Source organism: Erythrobacter sp. NFXS35 (assembly GCF_040148725.1).
Classification (GTDB): domain Bacteria; phylum Pseudomonadota; class Alphaproteobacteria; order Sphingomonadales; family Sphingomonadaceae; genus Erythrobacter.
On record NZ_JAGDEB010000002.1, the window covers coordinates 248,014 to 264,471 of the forward strand.

The 16,458-nt window shown below is 65.4% G+C and carries 13 protein-coding genes; 2 read left to right on the forward strand and 11 right to left on the reverse strand.

Annotated elements, in window-relative coordinates:
- Nucleotides 1-129: 129 nt before the first annotated feature.
- The 9 genes from J3454_RS08700 to J3454_RS08740 all read right to left on the reverse strand — a co-directional run bounded on the left by J3454_RS08700 (nt 130) and on the right by J3454_RS08740 (nt 11,467).
- Nucleotides 130-1,995 carry a glycosyltransferase family 2 protein gene (locus tag J3454_RS08700; RefSeq protein WP_349513375.1) on the reverse strand — a complete coding sequence of 622 codons (1,866 nt, stop codon included), beginning with the start codon at nt 1,993-1,995 and terminating at the stop codon, nt 130-132.
- A complete protein-coding gene (locus J3454_RS08705) occupies nt 1,992-3,179 on the reverse strand; it encodes a glycosyltransferase family 61 protein (protein WP_349513376.1) in 1,188 nt (395 codons plus the stop codon). Before J3454_RS08705 ends, J3454_RS08700 begins: the two co-directional genes overlap by 4 nt.
- Nucleotides 3,180-3,207: 28 nt before the next feature.
- Nucleotides 3,208-5,091: an ABC transporter ATP-binding protein gene (locus J3454_RS08710; protein ID WP_349513377.1), complete on the reverse strand. Its 1,884-nt coding sequence runs from the start codon at nt 5,089-5,091 to the stop codon at nt 3,208-3,210.
- Nucleotides 5,088-6,278 (reverse strand): glycosyltransferase family protein, encoded by a 1,191-nt coding sequence (locus J3454_RS08715; RefSeq protein WP_349513378.1) that lies wholly within the window; start codon nt 6,276-6,278, stop codon nt 5,088-5,090. Before J3454_RS08715 ends, J3454_RS08710 begins: the two co-directional genes overlap by 4 nt.
- 120 nt (nt 6,279-6,398) lie before the next feature.
- Complete coding sequence (locus J3454_RS08720; RefSeq protein ID WP_349513379.1) at nt 6,399-7,547, reverse strand: glycosyltransferase family 4 protein; 1,149 nt, start codon at nt 7,545-7,547, stop codon at nt 6,399-6,401.
- A gap of 10 nt (nt 7,548-7,557) precedes the next feature.
- The gene (locus tag J3454_RS08725) at nt 7,558-8,127 is read right to left on the reverse strand and encodes a polysaccharide biosynthesis/export family protein (RefSeq protein WP_349513380.1); all 570 of its coding nucleotides are present in this window, start codon (nt 8,125-8,127) and stop codon (nt 7,558-7,560) included.
- Nucleotides 8,124-9,434, reverse strand: a complete 1,311-nt coding sequence (locus J3454_RS08730; RefSeq protein WP_349513381.1) for an O-antigen ligase family protein — start codon at nt 9,432-9,434, stop codon at nt 8,124-8,126. Before J3454_RS08730 ends, J3454_RS08725 begins: the two co-directional genes overlap by 4 nt.
- A 69-nt stretch (nt 9,435-9,503) precedes the next feature.
- The gene (locus J3454_RS08735) at nt 9,504-10,484 is read right to left on the reverse strand and encodes a glycosyltransferase family 2 protein (protein WP_349513382.1); all 981 of its coding nucleotides are present in this window, start codon (nt 10,482-10,484) and stop codon (nt 9,504-9,506) included.
- Nucleotides 10,481-11,467 (reverse strand): glycosyltransferase family 2 protein, encoded by a 987-nt coding sequence (locus tag J3454_RS08740; protein WP_349513383.1) that lies wholly within the window; start codon nt 11,465-11,467, stop codon nt 10,481-10,483. The genes J3454_RS08735 and J3454_RS08740 overlap by 4 nt, the downstream gene beginning before the upstream one ends.
- Nucleotides 11,468-11,640: 173 nt before the next feature.
- On the opposite strand from J3454_RS08740, the gene J3454_RS08745 reads away from it, so the two are divergent.
- Entirely contained in the window at nt 11,641-12,966 is a 1,326-nt protein-coding gene (locus J3454_RS08745; protein ID WP_349513384.1) for a glycosyltransferase family 2 protein, read from the forward strand.
- The gene (locus tag J3454_RS08750) at nt 12,963-14,264 is read left to right on the forward strand and encodes a glycosyltransferase (RefSeq protein WP_349513385.1); all 1,302 of its coding nucleotides are present in this window, start codon (nt 12,963-12,965) and stop codon (nt 14,262-14,264) included. Before J3454_RS08745 ends, J3454_RS08750 begins: the two co-directional genes overlap by 4 nt.
- Here J3454_RS08750 and J3454_RS08755 read toward each other — a convergent pair.
- Together J3454_RS08755 and J3454_RS08760 are read right to left on the reverse strand one after the other, a co-directional pair.
- Complete coding sequence (locus J3454_RS08755; protein WP_349513386.1) at nt 14,183-15,211, reverse strand: glycosyltransferase family 2 protein; 1,029 nt, start codon at nt 15,209-15,211, stop codon at nt 14,183-14,185. The genes J3454_RS08750 and J3454_RS08755 overlap by 82 nt on opposite strands.
- Nucleotides 15,208-16,314, reverse strand: a complete 1,107-nt coding sequence (locus J3454_RS08760; RefSeq protein ID WP_349513387.1) for a glycosyltransferase family protein — start codon at nt 16,312-16,314, stop codon at nt 15,208-15,210. The genes J3454_RS08755 and J3454_RS08760 overlap by 4 nt, the downstream gene beginning before the upstream one ends.
- Nucleotides 16,315-16,458: the final 144 nt, after the last annotated feature.

A 16,458-nucleotide genomic window follows, 5' to 3' on the forward strand; every position in this document is an offset into this window, starting at 1 on the left:
TCGCGGTTCTCCTCGTGAAAGTGAGCGAGGGGGGCTATTGGGCATCGCGTTGCGCAAGGCGCTGCCGCAAAGGCGGCTTCGCGGCCCTAAAATGGATTGCTATCCTCACCCTTTGTGCGGGGAGGTGCCCTAGGCGCGCGCTGCAGCCCTGAACCAGCGAGGCAGGAACTGGGTGAGCGCCCAGCGCCACGTGAAAGGCCGACTCGGGCGGTGCCGGATCGCTCGTGCTGCGTGCGCCAGGGCGTTTGCGGTTCGGCCCCCGGCCAGAAACAGTTCGCGCTCTGCGCAGGCGATGAAGAACAGGTGCGCGACACCAGCGCGCTTCATGTCATCGCCATAGCGCGCCATCAGAATGCGGCGAGATTCGCGGTTGGCGTGCGGGTTGCGCGAGACGCGGGTAGCGCCGCTCTGATGGGCTGTGTCCTCGCTGTCGTGGTAGCGCGCACCGGGTGAAGGCACGCAGTCCGCCTCGAAAAAGCGCGCGACGCGCAGCACAAGATCATAATCCTCATTCGCGGAGAGCGCGGTGTCGAAACCGCCGACCATATCCAGCGCCGCGCGCCGGAACATAGATGTGGAACCGCTACCAGTCACCACGTTGCGGGCCAGCAGATCGCGATAGATCCAGCCGCGATGCAGCGCCTCGTGCACATGGCGCGCGCCGTCCGCGCCGGAGCTTTCGAAGCCTGTGTAGACGAGGCCGAGTCGGGGCGAGCCTCGCGCAAAGCATTCGACCTGCGCCGCCAGCTTTCCGGGGAGCCATTCGTCATCGGAGTCGAGCAAGGCAACGAACTCGCCCCGCGCTTCGGCGATCCCGCGGTTGCGGGCGGCAGCGACCCCGGCATTGGGCTGGGTGACTAGCCGCAAGCGCGGGTCGGATATCGCTTCGACCACGGCGGCGGTACTATCGGTCGAGCCGTCGTCGACGACGATGATCTCGAACTGCTCGTAATCCTGCGCCAGCACACTGTTCACGGCGCGTGCGACTGTGGCAGCCCGATTATAGGCGGGAATGATGACACTGATGAGCGGAGGGATGGCGAGCGGCGCGGAACAGGAGCTGCTCGCTGCTTTCGGGGACGGCAGGGGCGGCGCGGGGGCCGGTCCAGGCGGGCCGGAACCTAGAGGCAAGCTGCCCGCAAAATGGCCTGCTGGCGGCGGCGGGTTGCCCAGCCGCGCCAAGGCATCGGTGCAGCGCCGCGCAAGCGCTGCTTCGTCGGCGCCAAGATCGGCGGCCAGCATATTAAAAGCCTCGCCAAGCGGTTGGCGATAGGCCTCGATCCGCCCCTCGATCTGCAGCAGACGGGCAATCCGTTCGAGCACGGCGAGCCGCGATCCGAGCCCTTCGCGGCTCATGCCGCCCGCCGAAAGCGAGTGTGCGCCGGTCCGGCGGTAAAAGCCCGCGCCCTGCTCTGTCCGCGCCAGAACATTGCCCCGCACAAGCCCGCGCATCATGATGTCGCCATCATCATTGACCCCAATGTCGGGATCCCAGCCGCCGCTGCGATCATAGGCCTCCCGGCTCCACAACACGCTGCAGGGCGGGTGATACCATCCGGTGAGCCACGCTGCGAGGTCATCCTGCCCCGGTCGGCGCGGCGCGCAGGATGGCGGCGTCCAGACCCACGCCGGGCCGCTTTGTTCGAGCCGACACCACGGCGCGGCGGCGATGTTGCCCGCGCCCGATGTCAGCGCCTCCACCATCGCGGCGATCGTTTCAGGCGCGATAAGATCGTCGGCGTCGAAGAACATCAGCGCCTCCCCCTGCACTGCCGCCGCACCCGCCAGCCGCGCCCGACTGGCGCCGCGTATCGGTACATCGATCATGCGCACCGAACCGCCGAAGCCGCGAGCGATATCGCGGCTGCTATCGGTCGAGCCATTATCCGCGACAACGATTTCGTGCGGAGGATGGGTCTGGTTGAGCAGCGAGCGGATCGCTGCGCCAAGGTGGGCTTCCGCATCGAGGCATGGGATGACGACCGAGACCTTCACCCGATGCGCTCCAGCGCCTCCTCGACCCGCGCGATGTCGATGGTAAGATCGCGGTCGAGCGGGTGGTCGGCCTCCCCCGCCTGCTGGTGCAGCAGCCAGTATCCGAGCCCGAGGCTTGCCGCGAGCGCGTAGAAATTGGGATTGGGAAAGCCGGGATCGGCCATTTCGACCACATGACCGCCCTCGGGACAGAACAGCATATTGGTCAGCCCCGCGCCGTGCGGAGCCAGCAGCACGCGGGTCTGCTGCATCATCCGCACCTGTTCGGGAAAGGCGAGGTCTTCCATCAACACCTTTTCGAAGCCGCGCCGGTGCAGCATCGCCCATAGTGCGCTCTCGTTGGTGATCCGCCGCCCGCGCGATTTCTCGCGGCTGATGAAGATGCGGCGATGGGGTGCGGCGGCGTTCGAGCCGGGTTCGACGAAGGCATCGCGCACCGCGCGCATGTGGGCCGGGTCGAAGCGGTCGGTGCCCACCAGCGTCAATTCGTCCACTTCGACCGGGCGCGCCGGGTCGAACGAGCGGAACGCTTCGGGATCGATCCCCAGCATCCGCATGCTCGCGTCCATCACCCGCGTGCGCTGGCGCGGCATCAGCACCTCGCCCAGCATCCCGCGCTCCTTGAGCAGCAGCAGCTTGGGCAGGTGCGCGGTCAGCCAGTGCGAATGGTTGTGATAGGCGCGCTCGAGAACCCACGTGGCGCGGGCGAAATGCTGCGCCGCGCCCTTTTGCATCGCTGACTGCGCGGCGTGACCTGCGCGGTGCGAAATTTCGCGGCATTCCAGCGACGTATCGTCGGCTGTGATGATGGCGGGGAAGAAATCGCGTTTGCCGGGCGTGTGGAAGAACAGCAGGCGGACATCGGGAATGCGCGCGATCCAGCTTTCGGACACCGCACGTTCCGGCACATCATATTGCGAATAGCCCCAAAGCGCGCCGTCGCGGCTAAGCGCGTCGCGTTGCGTCACGTTGCGCGGCAGCGGAAAGGCGCTGCGCGAGGCGGGGCGAAGCACCTGCTTGGTGTGCAACCTGCCGGTGCGCTCAAGATATTCGTCCAGGCTTTCGCGCGTCCGCCAGCGCCACCCGAGCAAGGCAGGCGGGATACCGTGTTCGACCGCGCGTTCGGGCATCCGCTTGAGGTGCCACAGCATTGAATAGGGCAGGTCGGCCAACGGCATCTGCATCGCTCCACTCCTCATGTCGCTGTCTGGCTCATGCGGCCATCTCGCGGAATTCGTGGTGGCCGCGCCTGAGGCTTTCGTAATCGCCCGCGCCTTCGACCCGCCCGTCCTTGAGATAGTAGAGCATTTCGCAGCCCTTCACCGTCGACAGGCGGTGGGCGATCATCACCACTGTCCGCTGCCCGCGCATACCCTCGACCGCGTCGATCACCGCGCGTTCGGTGGTGTTATCGAGGGCGGAGGTGGCTTCATCGAGAATCAGGATGGCGGGATCATTGTACAGCGCGCGGGCGATGCCGATGCGCTGGCGTTCGCCGCCCGATATGCGCACGCCGCTTTCGCCCACCGTTGTCTCCAATCCGTGCGGCTGGCGGTCGATGAAACGGTCAAGCTGGGCGAGGCGGATCGCGGAGGTGAGCGCGTGCTCGTCAACTTCGTGATCCTCCAACCCCAACGCGATGTTGCGGCGGATGGTATCGTCGAGCAGATAGATCGACTGCGGGACATATCCCACGCGCGAGCGCCAGCGACGCAATTCGCTTGGGCCCAACGGGTGGCCATCCACCACCAGCCCGCCGCGCTCAGGTTCAAGCAGCCCGAGCAGGACATCCACCACAGTCGATTTGCCCGCTCCGGTACTGCCGACCAGGCCGACCGCAGCGCCCACCTTGATATCGATATCGACGCCCTTGAGCGCGAAATCGGCCGCGCCTTCGTAGCGGTGCCAGACCTGTTCGAGCCCGATACTGCGGGCCGGTTGGCTGCGCTCGGTCGGCGCCTCCGCCCGCCCGCCAGGCAGTTGGGCATCGCCGAGCAACGTAAGGTCGCGGAAGATCGGTTCGATCGAAACGAGGCTGTAGCGCAGATCGGCAAACTGGTTCATCGCCGCGCTCGACGCTTCGCGCAGCCTGACAAGGCCCACCACGAACAGCGAGAGCGTGACAAGAATGCTTTCGGTCTCGCGCCCTTGCAGCACCAGCCCGCAGGCGAGCGCCAGCAATCCGGTCATCGCCACCATTTCCGAAGCGGGCGGGATGATGCGGGTGATGAACATTTTGAAGCGGTTGACCCGGGTGATGCGCTCGACCGCGTTCAGCACCCTGCCGCTGAAGAATTCCTCGCGTCCCAGCGTGCGGATCTCCTTGATCCCGCCGAACGCCTGATAAAGGCTCTGATTGAAGACCTGCCGGTTCTTTTGCTGAATCAGGCCGAAACGTTGCAGCCGCCCTGATACGCCGCGCACCGCCAGCACCGCGATCAAACCCAGAAATGCGATCCAGGCGAGCGTGATGACCGGCTCGACGAACAGCAGGAAGCCCAGCACTGCGACGAGGATGATCAGGCGGGTGCAGAATTCAAGGATCGTCAGAATGACATTGTAACACACCACAATCACTTCGCCGTCGACATTGCGCAGCAATTCCGAGCGGTTGCGTTCGAGGAAGAAAGCGTAAGGCGCGTTCATGTAGGCGCGCATCAGGCGGCCGGCGATCGCGAGTCTGCGGTTGGTCACATAGCGGATCTGCGCCCAGTAATTGAGCGCCAGAAAACCGTTCTTGAGCGCGAAGATGCCGAGCAGCAGGGCCGCGCCCCACAATACCAACTCGCGGCCGGACAGGGTTCCGGTAAGGTCGCCAAGCACTGGCCCGACAACTGGCAATGTCGCCATCGCGTCGCGGTCCACCACGGCGCTGACGAATGCAGGCACTGCGGCGAGACCGGCGATTTCCAGAACCGCGCCGATCAGCATCATTCCGAACAGCAGCAACGCCCGCAACCGATCCCGCCGCGATAGAAGCGAATAGAGCTTCCTCAGCGCAGGCAGAAATGCACTCGCGCTGTCGGACTCCAGGCCTTCGTTCGTTATTCCATCATCGCCCGGACGCGCCGCCCCCGGATTGTCCTGAATACTCATGCAGTACGGGCAAAGCCAAGAGGTGCGGCGCCGGTTTCAGCGCTGGCGACAGCGATAGCGTGGTAATCGGGCGTGCGCCCCTGAAGTGCTTCGTCCCACAGGTCGGTGAGCAGGTGTTTATGCCGTTCGATATCGGATTTCTTGGCCTGTTCGAAACCGCGTTCGCGCATTTCCTCAGGCACGGGGCCGGATACGATCCCCGGCAGCTCATCGATTGAATCGTACAGCACGCCGGCGCCCTCGCCGACATATTGCGCAAGATCGGGACGCAGGTTGGGCATGCACACACCGACCCCCGCAGCCTGCGCTTCAGCAATTGCCATTGGCCAGCCGACGGTGGGGATGTCGAAATCGCCAGTGTAGACCAGCCACCGGTGCTTCTTGTATTCGGCCGGCATGGCTTCGGGCTGGATCAGGTCGATGAAATTGACCCGCGCACCCATCTCGGCCGCGTCGCGCTTCAGTCCGTCGATGTGGTAGCCCATGGCATAAAGGTTGAACTCGCGTTCGGGCACCTTCTTCGCCAGCCGCAGAAAATCGGGCATCGCCTTCTTGGGGGTGGCAACCCCGGTGTTCATCACGGCGTCGCCGTTGGGCGAACGGTCGTGGAAATGCTCGAAGCGGACGACGGGGAAGCAATCGATCAGCTTGGCCTCACTCACCCCGGCCCGACGCAGCCACGGGCGCGAGCAGGGAAAGGTCAGCACGCCGAGGCACAGATCGCTGTCCATTGCCCGGATGCCTTCCATGAACCAGGGCGTGCGTTCCAGCGGCGGCTGGCGCTTGATCATCTGCTTGATCCGCCCCTTCAGGCTCTTCTTGCGCAGCGCGATGGTGTCGAACGAATGGGTGCGCACGGTAAAAGGAATGCCGGTGATCTCGGCAAGCTGGCCGATAAAGCGCAGTTCGGTCAGATAATGGGTGTGAAGAATGTCGGGCCGGAATTCGCGCACGGCGGCGACAAAGTCATCCATGTCCTCGGCAAAGCTGTGCGGGCGGTGATTGTCATAGGGGATGTCGGGGCCCTTGCGGGTGACGATCCTGACCTCGTAATCCTGTTCCAGCGCCTCGATCTCGTTCTTGATATAGGTCTGGCTGATCTGCGGATATTCCTTGAGCAGGAACAGGACGCGAGGCTTGTTCGATGTCGGTGCGCCGGGGCTTCGGCTGGTGCTCAGGACGTTCATGTTCGAATCTCCAAGGCCTCGTGATTAGGATGTGCAGGGGAGATCACATCCCCCGGCGGCGCGACTCTCTTGGTGCGGTGCAACAAGACAGGCTCGCGGCCCGTGCGGATACAAAACAGGTTAGACATGGGCGCTGCTGCCCGTTCCCTGCATCGCCGGAAGGCCGAGCATAATCGCCTCGTAGGCGCGGTGGGTTGCGCCCACATCGAAAGCGAGCGCGCGTTGGCGAGCAGCATTTGCAACAGCATGGCGCGCCTGCCGGTCAGCCAGCAGCTCTGCAATGGCAGCGCTAAGAGCTGCGGGATTCTCCGGCGCGACCAACCGCACCGCAGTGCCTGCGCTCGCCGGAACGCCGCCGACAGATGTCGCGATGCAAGCCGTCCCCGTCGCCATCGCTTCGAGCAAAGCCAGCGGGGTGCCTTCACTGCGGGACGATAATACGAACAGATCGGCGCACTGCAGCCGGGCGCGCACTGCTTCACGCGGCAGCCGTCCGGCGAACTCCACCCGATCTGCCACCTGCGCCGCACGCACTTGCTGTTCGAGCGCCGCCCGCTCTGCCCCCTCGCCGATCAACGTGAGCCGCGCTTCGATGCCCTCGGTCCGAAGGCGTGCAAGGGCGTCGATCAGCAGGTCGAACCCCTTCACCCGTTCTAGGCGACCGACCGCGACGATCCGCCCTGTGACGGAGCCTTTCGCCGGTCGGGTTTGCATGGCAGGATGCCAGAAGTCGGTATCGATGCCATTGGCGATCACCGCCACCGACACTCCCCTCCGCACCGCACCGATCCGCGCAGCGATGTCCTGCGATACCGCTGTCACCACGTCCGCTCCGGCAAGAATGGCGGGCAGATGCGGCTCGTCCTGCCTAAGAGGACGCAGCACATCGCTGCCATGGCAGGTCAGCACGGTGCGAAACCTGAGCCATGGCGCAAACAGTTGGAAGTAGCGCGCTGCTGCCGAGGCGAAATGGATGTTGACCACCTCTGGCCGTTCGCGCAGCAAGCGGGCCAGAAGACGCAAGGCGGTTGGAAGGTGCAGCCAGCGCTTCTGCCCGGCACGCACGGGGAAGTGTTGGACCCATTCTCCCGTGTCGCGCTTTCCGGTTCCTGTCGCGCTGTTCCAGCCCAGCGAAACCCGGTGGCCACGTGCGCAAAGATGATCGCACAGCGAGCGGACGACCGCCTGTGCCCCGCCCGCTTCATCGCGTTCGACATTGGCATAGACGAGGATGCGCAGCCGCCGGGCGGAATCGGAAGCGGACGCCATGATAGAGCGCCTAGAAAAAGCGCTCACCCACTCTGATCGTATCGCCGGGACGCACTAGAAAGGCGGGGTTCTCATCGAGATCGACGATGCTTTCGCGCGTCTGGGTCGCCCGCTTCAAGAACACCCGGTCGCTCTTGGCGCGGTAGGTGAAGCCTCCTGCGGCTGCGATCGCCTGTTCGATAGTGAGCCCCACCGAAAAATCATACTGCCCCGGTCGGGCGACCTCGCCGAGAATGTAATAGGGGCGATAGTCGATGATCTCGGCGCTCACGCGCGGGTCGGCCAGATAACCTGAGCCGAGCCGGGTGGTGAGATCGCTCTGCAAATCCTCGACCGTGCGTCCCTCGACCTTGATGTTGCCGATCAGCGGGAACGAGACATCGCCCGCCCCCGTCACGCGGTATTCGCCGGTCAGGGTTTCCTCGCCGAACACGATGATGCGCAGCTTGTCGCCGGCGCCCAGCGTATAGGGCGCATTGGCCGCGATCGGCGTCGCACGCGGCAGGTCGCCTCCACCGGAACAGGCGACAAGCGCCAAGGACAGGCAAGCGGCGAGGAATGCGGTCAGCCGGGAAATCATGCAGGTTTCCTTTCGGGTCGGGAACGGGTTCGGGGCGATGCTCGGTGGCGGGGGACATCGGTTCGCTCGGCCTCGCGCTCGGACGAACCGAGCGGCAGTGCGAGCAGCGCGGCGAGCACGGCGTAAAGCACGACGGTTTCGGTCAGAAACGGACCGATGACGAGTTCGGTGCGCACCCGCAGCAGAATCGTCAGTAGCGTTACCACCGCAAAGGCGCGCGGCGCATCCACGCGCGCGATCAGCAGTGCGATACTTCGAAGAAAGACAAAGCCAACCGGCACCAGAAACAGCAGCAATCCGACCAGACCAAGGTCGGCCTGCAATTCGCGGAACGTGTCGTGGAAATGGAAGGCGCGCCCGTCGTCCTGATCGTTGCGGGCGAGCAGTCCCTTGCCTTGAGGCCCCAGCCAGATCGCCTTGTAGCCATGGCCGATCACCGGCTGCTGGCGGATCAGGCTGTCGGCTGCCTCCCACAACAAGGTACGGCCCGTCAGCCGCGAATCCTTGCCCAGCACGTCAGACCGGAAACGTGTCGCCTCGGCCTCGATCTGTGGCAGCCCGACCAGCACCGGCGCAGCAAGCAGCCCCGCTGCGGCCAATGCAAACATTCGTCCGCCGCGCCCCAGCCAGTGCGCCAGCGCCAGCAGCGCCAACATCGCCGCCATCAGAGCCGCCGACACGATCGCAGTCATGGAGTTGCCCTGCCACAGCACGAAAGCGGCCGGCAGCAGCATCAGCGCAGCCGCTATCCGGGTAAACGGGCGGTATCGTGCCGAAGCCAGCACGCACAGTGCAGAACCGATCCAGAACAGCGCGAAATAGCTGATCTGGTTTTTGGAACCCGCCAGCCCGATCAGCACCACTCCGCCTTCCGAGGCACCGGTGCGGCCAGAGGCAAGGCCCAGAATGCAGGCCAGCGAGACACCGATGAACACGGCCAGCACCAGTTGGCGAAGATCCAGAACGCGGGCGAGCACCACCCCCATCAACACGGTTATCAGCAGTTGCACGCCATAACGCAGCGAGATCATCGGCACGTCCGACCACAGCGCCGACATAGCGGCGAAGATGGGCAGCAGCGCGAAAGGCAGCGCCATGAACAGGATCGCAGGCAAGCGCCGCCAGCTGATCGCAAGGACCGCGCCGAACGCAGCAAGTTGCAGGAGCAGCGCCGCCACACCGACGGCCGGCACGCACAGGCAGAAGATCATCACTACCGCGAACGGGAACACAGGCAGGCGTTCGAAGCCGAAAACGTCTTCCGCCCCGATCGATCCTTGTCGCCCAATCCCGCTCGAATTCGCCAAGCTTGCCAGCTCCCTGTTTGCTGCGGACGGGAAGGTGGCCGAAGCGCAGCGAGGATTTGATCACACAGGTTAGCTTGGAAGGGCGCTTGTCGGCCCGGAGCGTTGCTGCATTCCGGCCTCAAAGCCGCGGTGCCAGGCTGCGTCCCAGCGCGACGGGACGTGGCCGATCCGGGCCAGCAGCGACAGCACCGCGATCCTTGCACGCGCTTTCAGCTTCGCCATTGTGCCGCGGCGAACCGGACCATGCATCCGCGCAAAACCGCGTCCGTGGCGGAAGGCGCGCGCCAGAATAAATGCCTCGTGGGTCTGGCTTGCACGAACGATATGGCGCACCTGCGGAGCGCTGGCGAACCACGCTTTCGCACCAGCCCCGCGCGCAACCCGCACACAGAACTCGGTCTCGCTACCCATCGGATAGGCCGCATCGGCGCTGCTGGGCCCGATATTCTCGTCGAAGCGGAAGCCGCGCCGGATCAATTCACCCCAGACTGCCATGTTCGGACCGAAGATCGCTTCTGGCGTGATCGGGCCGCTGGCGCGGCAGTTGCGCGCATAGATTTCCGCGTGCCATGGTCGGTATCGGCGCGGCACGGTGTCATCGACTGCGTCGAAGTCCGGTGCCACGCTTCCCCCGAACAATCCATGGCCCGGACGCGCGTCCAACACTTCCTTCCAACGAAGGATGAAATCAGGCGCGGGCACGGCATCGTCGTCGGTGAACACAAAATCGCAGGCAGGATTATCGATGCTGGCAAGCGCGCGATTGAGCGCGATGTTCTTGCCTGCACGCGGTTCGTCCAGAACCACCAGCGGCAGTCGGCTCTGCCAGCGATCGAGTATGGCGCGGGTCGAATCCGTGCTGGCATTGTCGACCGCCACCAGCGCCCAAGGAAAATCCGCACCTTCCTGTTGGGCATAGGCGGCGAGCACCTGCTCGATCCAGTCTGCCCCGTTATGCGTGGCGAACACCACCAGCAAGTCAGCCTTGCTAGCTAGCGGGACCGCGACGGGAAGTGCGGCGGCGATGGCATTGGCGCCTGATGCCGTCATGGGCCGACGAGAAAACGCGGCTCGGGCGGAAGCTGTGCGCCACCGGTCGTGCGCCTGCGCTGGCGTTCGCGCCACTTGTCCTGCGCCACGCCCTTGGCGGCATCAAGGATCAAGCGCGGTAGCGCGGCGTTTTCCGCCAGCGCCCGCACCAGCCCTCGTTCGCGCTTGGCATCAAGGAAATGGCGGTGGTGCCAGCGCTCGGCGCACTGAACGTGATGGGCGGCAAGCGCACGGCGATCAAAGGGCGAAAGCGGCTGGCGGAGCAACCGCTGATCGGCAGCGACCAGCGCAGCGAGATCGGCCGCAGAGTGGTTTGCGCTAAGCGAGGTCTCGCGCTCCACCGCGACATACCCGCAGGCCGCGATGATGCGGAACCGCGCGCCTGCCAGCAACATCCTGGCATACAGCTCAAAGTCCTCGCCGAGCCTCAGGCGCTCGTTATACGCCAGTCCGTGCTGTTCGAGGAAAGATCGCCGGATCACCGGTTTGAGGAAACCCAGTTCGCCGCGCGGACGGTCGGGCCTTGACATGTTGGCCCTGACGAACCGTTCGAACGTAAGCCGCTGGGCCATGCCTCCGGTGTCGAAAACGCTGCCACCGGCAAACTGCCTTGCCTTCTCGGCAGAGGCAAAGACGATATTGTCTGCCGAAAGATCCCAGTCTGCGTCCGGATCGGCCAATGCTGCGAAGCGCCCGGCGAGCAGGAAGTCGTCGGCGTCGAGGATCGCGATATGCGGGGCTGAGGACCGCTTGATGGCAAGATTGCGCGCACCGGCTGGCCCCAGATTGCGGCCGCTGAAAATGATCTTCAAGCGCCCCGACCCATCGTCGGCATCGCGTGCAGCCTGCGCAGTCCGATCGCACGAGGCATCGTCCACGACGACCACTTCGACGACTTCATCCTGACCGAGAGCCGAGGCGACGGCGCGCCCGATCGTGTCCTGCGCGTTCATCGCGGGGATTATGACGGCGATGTCCTTCATGGTGTCTGTCGCCCTTCGATCCAGCGTAACCGGCTGACTGCGCCACTGGACGCACCAACATTGTCCTTAGGCGGCAACCGGATCGGCGAAACTAACCCTGTTAAGGTCAGTCCTCCACCTGCCTGCCCTATCGCTTCGTTGCGGCGCAATCAGGGAGGAATCGCAGCGTAGCCATGCCCGCAGGTTCGGCACTCAGCCCCCCGCAGCTTTCGCTGTTGATGGTGGTCCGCAACGGGGCGGCGCATATCGATGCGGCGATTGCCTCGGCGCGGCGGCAGAGCCTTACCGAACTGGAAATTCTGGTGGTCGATGATGGTTCGACCGATGCGACCTGCTCCATCGTGCGCCGCCATGCCGCTGAAGATGCGCGCGTGCGGCTGGAGTCCGGCCCGCGACAGGGGCTCGCCGCCGTCCGCAACCGCAGCCTCGAACTTGCTCTGGCGCCTTGGGCGGCGATCCTCGACAGTGATGACATTCTCCACCCGCATCACGCTCGCAATCTGCTGGACCTCGCCAGACGACGCGGCGCGTCGATGGTCGCCGCGAACATGATCGCTTTCGACGCAGACAATGCCGAGCTGTTTGCAACCGGCAGCGAATGGTCGGGAGAGCGTGTGATCGGGCTGAACGCCTTCATCGACGCCGGGCGGCTCAACCAGAAGGGAGCATCGCTCGGCTACCTGAAGCCACTGTTCCGGCGCGATGCGCTAGCCGCGCACGGGCTGCGCTATGACCAGCGGTTGCGAATCGGAGAGGATTACGATCTCGTCGAACGCGCGCTGTCAAAGGGGCTCACCTATGCGTTCTCGCCCCAGCCGAGCTATTTCTATCGCCGTCATCCCGGTTCGACCTCGTTCCGGCTGGGCTGCGAGGATCTGCGTGCCCTGATCGCCGCCGACGACGAGCGCCCTTGCGCTTCGCACGGCAGCGCACTGGCCGCTGCCCATGCGGCGCGGCGGCGTTCGCTGGCCGCGGCGCTGGCCCATGCCGAGGCAGTCGATGATTTGAAGGCCGGACGCATCCTATCGGGTTGCGCACGATTGCTGCGTGATCTGGAGGCAGCGCGATTGATGGCCCGCAGCGCGCGCGAGGGGCTGACCCGGCGCATGGGGTTTCCTCTCCGGAACCCGGCGAACGGGCGCTGGTCGGCGGTGCTGTGCGGTGCACCGCTGCCCGGCTCGCGGATCGAGCGGGCGGCGCGGCTGCTGACGGGGCAAGGGTGCGACTTGCGCTGGGTCGAGGATGCGCGCTGCGCCGATCCGGTCGTTCTGGCGCAGGCCGGGCGCGGTGTCTCGCTGGTGCTGGTTGCAGATGAAGGCCAATGCGAGAACGTGCCCTTCGTGATCGCCGACCATGCGCCGGTGATCGGCGACGGGTCTTTCTGCCACCCTCTGATCGATTCTGTGCTTCCTGCCCGGCCCGCAGAGTTGCTGCGCTTCGCCATCGCACCCGAAGGCGCCGCAACACCGAGCCGTAAACAAGCGGAGGTCGCGGCATGAAGCGCGTGCTGATCATCAGTCGTCAGCGCCTGATCGGCGCGACCAATGGCAGTTCCGCCTATCTGATCGGCCTCGCGCGGGCGATCCGCGAGGCGGGGATGGAACCGCACCTGTTGCAGCCGTCACCGGGCATCATGGGCCGGATACCGTTCTTTCGGACGCACACGGATGTCGGCGCCTTTGCCAGCCACAAGGTGCGCGGCGTCGCCCGCTTGCGCCGCTGGTTCGTCTCCCGCGATCCGGCAGTGTGGCGCGACGCGGCTGTCGGCGCGGCCAGAGGGTTGGCGAGGCGGGCTGGCTTCAAAGGAGACTGGAGCCGCGACAGACCGCGCCCCTATGCCATTGCCGCAGAATGGAGCGAGGCTGACCGCGAATGGCTGCGCACCGAAGCGGGCGGACGCGATTGGGATGTGGTGATCGCCGACTACGCCTTTCAGAGCGAAGCCTTCACCGTGCTTGGCACACCCCGTGCCCGCAGCGCCATCATCATGCACGACCTGTTCCACGCCCGACCCGCGTCTGGCGAAGGCGGAGAGAAGGACAGCGTCGCGCTGCTCACCCGCAATGAGGAGCTGGCAATGCTCGCCAAGGCGGGCACAGTGATCGCGATCCAGCAGGAAGAAGCCGCATTCCTGCGCGAAGCCCTGCCGATGAGCCGGATCATCATTGCCCCCGCCACGCACGAGCCCGATCCTCCCGCTACGCCGGGCGACCCGCTGCGCCTGCTGTTCGTCGGCAGCCGCACCGCGCCCAATACGCACGGGCTCGGCTGGTTTCTCGAACGGTGCTGGCCGATGCTCAAGGCCGCATCACCCGCGACCCGGCTCGATGTGGCGGGCACGGTCTGCACCGATTTCTCCAGAAGGGTGCCCGATGGGGTGCGCCTGCTGGGCCTTGTCCCCGAACTCGCCCCGCATTACGCCTGCGCCGGAATCGTGATCTCGCCGCTGCGGTTCGGTTCGGGGCTCAAGATCAAGCTGATCGAGGCTCTGGCGAAAGGGCGGCCGGTGGTGGCAACCCCGGTGACGCTGCAGGGCGTGGCCGAGACGTGCGGGCAGGCGGTGATCGAAGCCGAGAGTGCGGAAGGGTTTGTAGCGGGCATTGTCGCCCTGCAGCGCAGCGAAGAGCTGCGGATGCGGCTTTCGATCGATGCGTTGCGGGTCGTGACAGAGCACTTTGCGCCGCTCAGCGCACACCGGGACTTTCGCGCCTGGCTTCAAGATGCGGCGAACGGCAGCGACGGGCCGGGCAGGCTCCTGCCGCCCGATGCGAGCGCGCCGATCTCCTGCTTCCAGTAGCCCGCCGACCAGCCAAGGTGCATGATCATGGCCGCGCTGCCTGCCCACGCGGCATCCGCGCGCCGTTCACGCAGAGCCAGCGCGATACCCCACGCCTGACACACGCCCGCCCATCCCAGCGCCGGCAGCGCAAGCGCCGGGACAATGGGCGCCCCCAAAGCCAGTGCGCAGGCTGGGGCAACCCCCAGCGGCAGGGCCTGACGTGCGCGCAAGGGGCGCCGGTGACGCCGCGAGGTGGCTGCCCGGCCCGCGCCATAGCGGAAATATTGTCGCAACAGGCTGCGTAGCCCCCGGCGCGGGAAATAGGTCACCGGCAGATCCGGCTCCAGCCAGATGCGCGCACCAATGGCAAGTAGTCTCAAGTCCAGTTCGGCATCTTCGTTACAGGCCATGTTCTCGCAATAGCCGCCCGCTTTCACGAACGCATCGCGGCGCATCAGCGCATGGTGACCATGGTCGACCAACCCCCCCGCTCCGCCGATCCGGTGCGCCGCGCCGCCGGTACCGAGCCGCGAGTTCTGCGCTGCCGCCACCCCTCGGGCGAACCCGCTTTCGGCAAAGGTTTCAAGCCGAACCACCACAGCATCGACGGCCTGTGCCTGCGCGGTCGCAACCAGACGCGAAACATAGCGATCGGGATAGACCCCATGCGCATCGATCCGCGCGATCCATGCGGCATCCGCGCCGTAGTGCGCCACCGCGCGGTTGATGCCGGCGCTCTGGATGCCGGCGGGGTTGTCCAGCAACGTGATTCGCTCGCACTCCGCGGCCATCTGCCGGATAATTTCGCGCGAACCATCGGTGCTGCCGCCGTCGGCCACCACAATGCGCCGGTTGGCCGGATCGGCCAGCAGATCGCGCAGCAGCGGTGCGATGTGTGCCGCTTCGTTTAGGCAGGGAATGATGGTGAGGACCGTGTCCTTCCCGCAGTTAATGGTGTCGGTCATGCGGCGGCTGATCCTGTGAGACGGGCGACCAGGCGCGGGTGGTCGTCGGGGGCGAAGGCAATCCGGTTTGCTGGCAGAGCCGCAACCTTCCGGCGCAGTGAGCGGTACTCTGCCGTGTCCATCGCGCTAAGCAGCGGGCCAAGCGCCGCACCATCTTGCAGGGTCACACCGACCCCGGCTTCGGTAAGCCAGCGGCCGGTCTCGACCCCCGCCAGCGCCACCGGGACAGCGCCGTGCGCCATGCTTTCGTAAAGCCGATTGGGCAGCAGCCAGCGCGAGTTGAGCCCTTCTTCGAAATAGTCGATGCACCACGCGAAGTGCACGCGGGCGTAAAGGCTAGACAGGTCTTCCGGACGGTAAGCTCCGGCAAACTCCACGCCGTCCAGCGCCGCGATCTGGCGTTCGAAATCGGGGAATTCGCTGGGTGAGGGGATGCCCGCGATCAGCACCTTGATGCGTCCCTGTGATTCGGCGGCAATCCGGCCCAGGAGAACGAGACTGCGGCGGCAGCGCAGCATCCCGAACCAGCCGATGACCCACGGCGCTTCTGGCACTTTCCCCGCGAGCGCGTCGGGCATTGCAGCGACCTTGTTCTCGATTAGTTCAATCGGCCCGCGATAGTCTTGCCGCTGCCGAAAGTAGTTGGTTTCGAAAGCGGGCGAACTGACCAGCACCAGATCCACCTTGCGCAGCAGCCATCGCTCAATCGCGCGCATCGCCTTGGCCATCGCGCCGCGCCCGAGCATCAGGCGGTGGATGTCGAGGCATTCGTAAATCAGCCGCTGACGCGGTTGGCGTAGCCGGGCGGCGATGATCAGCATTTCGAGATTTCGCGCGATGACAACGCTTGCGCTCCGGACCAGCGGGGCAACCCGACCGGGTGCCAGCAGCACGAGCAGCACAAGCAACGCCCGTCGCAAAAGACGGGCATCTTCAGTCCGCCCCAAGGCTAGAGGACGCGTCCCCGCTATCTGGCGGGGAGGTGTTCTGCGGTAGAAACCCGCGAGTCGGACATCGCCGCCACCTTCGGCAAGACTCCCCGTCCGCCGCGCAACGGCGGCATCGCCAAGATCGTGAACGAGATAGGCGATTGCGGCTGTCACTTGCCCCCCTGGACTTGCATGATCGGCCTGCAGGCATGTGGCGCACCCCTGCCGCGCGTGAATTCAAGCGGGTTGGCAACATCGGTTAGGGACGCAGGCTCTTGAACGGGGCACCTCTTCGCCGGCCGTGCAACCGGTGCGGAA

Coding starts and splice junctions, on each gene's coding strand:
- J3454_RS08740 (WP_349513383.1), bottom strand. CDS start 11,467: ATGAAGGACATCGCCGTCATAATCCCCGCGATGAACGCGCAGGACACG.
- J3454_RS08715 (WP_349513378.1), bottom strand. CDS start 6,278: ATGAACGTCCTGAGCACCAGCCGAAGCCCCGGCGCACCGACATCGAAC.
- J3454_RS08725 (WP_349513380.1), bottom strand. CDS start 8,127: ATGATTTCCCGGCTGACCGCATTCCTCGCCGCTTGCCTGTCCTTGGCG.
- J3454_RS08720 (WP_349513379.1), bottom strand. CDS start 7,547: ATGGCGTCCGCTTCCGATTCCGCCCGGCGGCTGCGCATCCTCGTCTAT.
- J3454_RS08710 (WP_349513377.1), bottom strand. CDS start 5,091: ATGAGTATTCAGGACAATCCGGGGGCGGCGCGTCCGGGCGATGATGGA.
- J3454_RS08705 (WP_349513376.1), bottom strand. CDS start 3,179: ATGCAGATGCCGTTGGCCGACCTGCCCTATTCAATGCTGTGGCACCTC.
- J3454_RS08745 (WP_349513384.1), top strand. CDS start 11,641: ATGCCCGCAGGTTCGGCACTCAGCCCCCCGCAGCTTTCGCTGTTGATG.
- J3454_RS08735 (WP_349513382.1), bottom strand. CDS start 10,484: ATGACGGCATCAGGCGCCAATGCCATCGCCGCCGCACTTCCCGTCGCG.
- J3454_RS08755 (WP_349513386.1), bottom strand. CDS start 15,211: ATGACCGACACCATTAACTGCGGGAAGGACACGGTCCTCACCATCATT.
- J3454_RS08750 (WP_349513385.1), top strand. CDS start 12,963: ATGAAGCGCGTGCTGATCATCAGTCGTCAGCGCCTGATCGGCGCGACC.